Origin of the sequence: Fretibacterium fastidiosum, assembly GCF_000210715.1 — a bacterium.
In the GTDB taxonomy this organism is placed as follows: domain Bacteria; phylum Synergistota; class Synergistia; order Synergistales; family Aminobacteriaceae; genus Fretibacterium; species Fretibacterium fastidiosum.
In genome coordinates, this window is sequence record NC_021038.1 from 940502 (window position 1) to 945814 (window position 5313).

Genomic DNA, 5313 nt, shown 5'->3' on the forward strand with positions numbered 1-5313 from the left:
GCCATCTTGTCCAGCTCGATGACCGACCCGCTCGTCAGGGCCAGGACCTCCGACACGCTCTTGCGCGTCTTGCCAAGCTCCACCGTCACGCGGACCGGGATGTCCGCGATCATGTCGATGGGGCTCACCGCACCACCGGCAGCGGCACCCCCCAGGGGTTGGAACGCCGCCGGATGCACGTCCACGATGGGAGTGGGCTGCTGAGAGGCCCGAGGGGCTGGAGCGCCCATGGGCGCCCTCATCCCGCCGCCGGACTGCGCCGAAACGCCCGCGGCGGGCGAAGGAGCGGGCGCTGCCGCTTCCTCCGGCTGCTGCGGCTCCTGTTCGCCAATGATCTCCCGCATCAGCCCCACCATCTTGAGGGCGGAGTCCAGGGGCAGCGCAACCCATATCTTGAAGGGATCCAGCCCGTTGATCTTCACCTCGACCGGGCTCATCCAAAGCTTCGTCTCCGGCGCCATGGAGGAGAAGGCCAGCCAGTCCCCCGACGCCAGCCCGGAGGTCGTGTTCTCCGGGATCAGGCGCTTTCCGCCCAGGAGGCCACTCAGGCTCGTGAAGGAGGACCCAACCACCTGGCTCAGCCCCTCCTGGGCCGCGTTCAGGTAGAGGTCGCTGGGCTCGTCCGGCAGGTCCTTTCCCTCTCCGCCCATCATGAGGTCCGCAAGGGTCAGGGCGCCCCTCTGCTCCACCGCCAACGCCAGGGGGATGTCGTCAAAGCCCCCGAACGTCGCCGTAAAGAGGAAGGGGCCCGCCGGCAGGCTTCCCCGGAAGTCCGCCTGCGTCACGACCTCCGCGTCGTCGACGGCAGTGTCCACCTCCTTGCCGGACAACATGCCGATGACGCTGCTCTCGGCGCCCGCGAAGATCGAAGACACCTCGCCGAGCAGGTGGGAGTCCTCCATGGAGAGGTCTGAATCGGCCCCACCGCCCAGGTCGCCGCCGGAAAGCAGGGCGTTAATTTCATCCTGACTAAGCAGATCATCCATCTTTTTCCTCTCCCTCTGACGACTCGTCCGCAGACCGCTTCAGGATCCGGGTCAGTTCCACCGCAAGACGCCCCTCGACGGTCCCCGGCTTCGCCATGAAGCTCACCCGGTTGCCCACCCGAACGGCGACATCGCTGTCCTTCGTCTCGTCAAGCTTGATCACGTCCCCCGCCTGAAGGGCATAGACGTCCGCCAGGCTCAGGATCGTGTGCCCCAGCTCCAGCGCCAGGGGAATCTTGACGCGATGCAGCGACGAGATCAGGTTCCGCTGCTCCTCCTCGTCCCGCTCATGGTTCGTCGAGGCGAACCACTGCTGTGAGGACAGCTTGTCCACGATGGGCTCCATCAGGAAGTAGGGAAAGCAGAGGCTCATCATCCCCTCGATGTCGCCGACCTTCAGCTTCAGGATGACGAGGAGCACCATATCGCGCGGAGAGCATATCTGCACGAAGAACGGGTTGCTCTCCATGCTCTCGAAGCGGAAACGAACGTCCACCACGGTGCTCCAGCTGTCCTCCAGAAGCTCCAGCATCCGCATCAGCACGCGCTCGATGACGGTCTTCTCGATGTCGGTCAGCTCCCGCAGCTTGCCCGTGAAGTTTCCCTTCCCGCCCAGCATCCTGTCGATGATGGCGAACACGAGGTTGGGGTTGATTTCGAGGAGCATGTTGCCGTCAAAGGGATGCATCTCGATCATCCCGATCACCGTCGGCTGCACCAGGGAGTTCAGGAACTCCTCGTAGGCCAGCTGATCGACCGAGGCCACCTCTGCCGAGACGATGGAGCGGATCAGCGTGGACATGGCCGTCGTCAGTTGTCGGCCGAAGGCCTCATGGATCATCTGAATGGCTCGAAGCTGGTCCTTGCTGAACTTATCCGGCCTCTTGAAGTCGTAGACCTTGAGGTTCCGCTCGTCGGCCTTTTCAGCCATGGAGTCGATATCCACGTTACCGCTCGTGAGAGCGCTCAAGAGCGAATCGATCTCGCTTTGTGACAACACATCAGGAGTCAGAAGTCCTCACCTGCCTTCCGGGGTCACCGCCCCGAAGAAGAAAAACTACGTATCAGGATATCACACCTGCCGCCGTTTTTCGCAGTCCCCACAAAACAAACCCAAAATCTTTCTCCGTTGCCTTTTATGTTACATTGTTTTTTTGTTTATTGAAGCACGAAAGACTCGAAGAGCACCTGGGCGATGGGGGCTTCCCCCCCCACGTTCGGAAGGATGGAGTTGAGCACCCTCTTGATGTCCCCCTGAAACTGGACCGTCCCCTCCGCGCTGTTGAGGTCGTCGTAGGTCTTGTCCTTCGCGATGAGGAGAATCTCGTTCTTGATCCTCACGAGCCACCCCATGTTCTGAACGGCGGCGGCGATCTCCTCCTTCTTGTTCACGAGCTCCAGGGACACGGTGAAGCTCACGACGTGCCTTCCGGCGCCGGCCAGGTTGCTGGTGAACTCGCCGATGGTCACGATGGGCCCCGGTTCCGCGACCTCGCGGGCCTTGGCGGCTCCGCCCTCGCCGGACGCCATCGTCCTCCCCAGCATCAGGCCTCCTCCAAAGCCCACGCCGAACATCACCAAACCGATAACGACAAAGACAATCATTCGTTTCATGTTGATCCATCAACCCCTTAGCGTTTGGGATACTCCGAGAGGAACACGATCTCGACCCTGCGGTTCAGGGCGCGGTGCTCCGGCGTGTCGTTGGGCACCATCGGCTGGTTGGGGCCGAAGGCGACGGCCTGGAGCTTCAGCGGGTCGAAGCCTCCATCCTGCTCCAGGTAGGACGCCACGACGGCCGCCCGCATCGCGGAGAGCCCCCAGTTGTCGCGATAGATACCCCCCAGAAGAGGCGTGGCGTCCGTGTGCCCCTCCACGGCCACCGCCGGGACCTTGTCCCGCACCAGGGAGGCGATCTTGAAGAGCACCCGCCGCCCCTCCGGCTTCACCTCCGCGCTGCCGGAGTTGAAGAGGAACTGATCCGAGATGGAGACGGACACGCCGCGCTGGTTGATCGTCACCTGAATGGACTTGCCCAGCCCCTCGGAGCGCAGGTAGCTGTTGATCGTGTAGGCGACGTGCTGGGTATCCAGCTCCACCCTGGATGACGACCCCGCGTCCACTCCCTCTTCCCCGCTCTGGTTGGGCTCCATGGACTCCTCGGTCGTCACGCCGCCCTTCAAAACCCCCAGGGAGCCCCTGAGGGAGATCAGCGCCTTCTGGAACTTCTGCGCATCGATGGAGGACATGGCGAACAGCAGGATGAAGAAACACAGGATGAGCGTCACCATATCCCCGTAGGTGCCCATGTAGAAGGGGGCGCTCAGCCCCGGCGGCTCCGGCTTCTTCTGGCGCGCCAAGGCTACTCGCCCTCCTTCTTGTCAAAGCTGCTGCGAAGCCTGGGGGGAAGGTAGACCTTCAGTTTTTCCTCGACGATTCGGGGATTTTCGCCGGCCTGGATGGCCAGGATCCCCTCCACCATCAGCTCCATGGCCACGACCTCCTGGGCGGAGCGGGCGGCGAGCTTCTTGCCGATGGGGATGCCGAACATGTTGGCCATCATGGACCCGTACATCGTCGTGATGAGGGCGACGGCCATGTTGGGGCCCAGGGAGCTGACGTCCGCCAGGTTCCCCAGCATGGCGATGAGGCCCACCAGCGTCCCGATCATCCCGTAGGAGGGGGCGAACTCCGCGAGGGTGTCGAACACGGACTTGTTGGCGGAGTGGCGGTCCTCCAGGACGCCGATCTCGGTGTCCAGGATCGCCCGCACCAGCTCCGGGTCCGTGCCGTCCACGACCAGCTGGATGGACTTCTTCAGGAACTCGTTGTCCAGCTCCGCCACGTCGCTCTCCAGGGCAAGCAGGCCTTCCCTGCGGGTCTTCTCGGCGAAGCTGACGATCATCTGTACCATCCCCACGAGGTTGGGCTCGTGGGAGACGAAGGCGCTCTTCAGTCCGCCCCCTATGGCCTTCAGCCTGTCCGAGGGGTTTGAGAGGATCGTTGCCCCCACCGCGCCGCCGATCGTGATCATCATGGAGGGAACGTCGATGTAGGCGCCGAAGTTTCCTCCCCCAGCCATGGCAGCGAGAACCAGAATCCAAGATATGAGAAATCCAACGATACTCGTTAAATCCAAAGCCTATTCACCCCTAGTCCAGCAGCATGCTCCATCACGATCCCGCTCCTTCGGAATCCTCCACCTCGTCCGCAGAATTTGCAACGATGCAGGTGTACCCCGCCAACTTCCGAAACGCAATGATCTTTTCGCAGACCTCGTCGATCCCCTCGCGCACGATATAGCGGTGGCCGTTCAAAAGCCGCACCACGGTATCAGGCGTCACGTTGATGGTCTCAATCATATCAGAGTTCAGCAAAAAACGTTCGCCGTTCAGGCGATGCACCTCAATCATCGCTATAGCCCCTTCCCCCCCCGAAGGAGAGACGCCCCAGCCTTCACATAAAGCGCACCGAGGATACCCTGTTGGGACACCTTGTTGATTGTATATGAAAATCCGTAAAAAAACGAGGTCCGCTAAAAAAAATTTCAGGCTTTTAAAGGAGAAGGGCATCGGGTTCATTCAAAATTGATCAAAAACCCTCCCATCGCTCCTCTTCTTCCATTAGGACAGTTCTCAAAAAAACAGAGGTCCCGCTTCCTGCAGGACCTCACTCTTTAAAATTTGGAGCGGAAGACGGGGTTCGAACCCGCGACCCCAACCTTGGCAAGGTTGTGCTCTACCTCTGAGCTACTTCCGCATTTTCGCTGACCTGGTGGCGGGACCCAGAATCGAACTGGGGACACACGGATTTTCAGTCCGTTGCTCTACCATCTGAGCTATCCCGCCCACGAAATATTGAACTGGCGGGGCCGACGAGACTCGAACTCGCGACCTTCGGCGTGACAGGCCGACACTCTAACCAACTGAGCTACGACCCCGCTTTTTCAATGGTGGGCGAAACAGGGTTCGAACCTGTGACCCCCTGCGTGTAAGGCAGGTGTTCTACCGCTGAACTATCCGCCCTCAAGCACGAAAGATAGTATACCTACCCCTGTCGTTTCTGTCAAGCAGGGCCTCAAAGTTTGTCGTTGATCAGTGATCATGTTACCCTATAAGTAGTCAGAGAAAATGTCACCCCTCTCCGCGGGAGGCAGGTCTTTGGGTGATACTTAGGTATGAAGCAGGAGCGAGTGGCATTGTCACAAAAAGAGATCAAGCGCATCAAGGTCATGGAGCTGCTGGCGGGCAGGAAGCGGTTCTGCCCGCAGAACAGGAGAGCGCCTACGTTGAGCCTGCAGAAAGGGTCGATGTGGATTTCCTTTTCG

6 protein-coding genes and 4 tRNA genes are annotated in these 5313 nt (G+C 60.6%); all 10 read right to left on the reverse strand.

Annotated elements, in window-relative coordinates; translation table 11 throughout:
• Positions 1–986, reverse strand: a 986-nt coding sequence (locus SY1_RS04150) for a FliM/FliN family flagellar motor switch protein (RefSeq protein ID WP_208872802.1), incomplete at its 3' end; no start/stop codon positions are given.
• Positions 979–1986, reverse strand: coding sequence for a flagellar motor switch protein FliM (gene fliM, locus SY1_RS04155; RefSeq protein WP_341523455.1), 1008 nt, complete (start codon positions 1984–1986; stop codon positions 979–981). The genes fliM and SY1_RS04150, both read right to left, overlap by 8 nt.
• Before the next feature lie 158 nt (positions 1987–2144).
• Positions 2145–2600, reverse strand: coding sequence for a flagellar basal body-associated FliL family protein (locus SY1_RS04160; RefSeq protein WP_015556280.1), 456 nt, complete (start codon positions 2598–2600; stop codon positions 2145–2147).
• A gap of 17 nt (positions 2601–2617) precedes the next feature.
• Positions 2618–3346 (reverse strand): OmpA/MotB family protein, encoded by a 729-nt coding sequence (locus SY1_RS04165; RefSeq protein ID WP_208872803.1) that lies wholly within the window; start codon positions 3344–3346, stop codon positions 2618–2620.
• Between the two features lie 2 nt (positions 3347–3348).
• Positions 3349–4125 (reverse strand): motility protein A, encoded by a 777-nt coding sequence (locus SY1_RS04170; protein ID WP_208872804.1) that lies wholly within the window; start codon positions 4123–4125, stop codon positions 3349–3351.
• Between the two features lie 34 nt (positions 4126–4159).
• Positions 4160–4399, reverse strand: coding sequence for a flagellar FlbD family protein (locus SY1_RS04175; RefSeq protein ID WP_015556282.1), 240 nt, complete (start codon positions 4397–4399; stop codon positions 4160–4162).
• 271 nt (positions 4400–4670) lie between these two features.
• Positions 4671–4745, reverse strand: a tRNA-Gly gene (locus tag SY1_RS04180).
• 13 nt (positions 4746–4758) lie between these two features.
• Positions 4759–4834 (reverse strand) — tRNA-Phe (locus SY1_RS04185).
• 15 nt (positions 4835–4849) lie between these two features.
• Positions 4850–4926, reverse strand: a tRNA-Asp gene (locus tag SY1_RS04190).
• Positions 4927–4936: 10 nt separating this feature from the next.
• Positions 4937–5011 (reverse strand) — tRNA-Val (locus SY1_RS04195).
• Positions 5012–5313 lie beyond the last annotated feature (302 nt).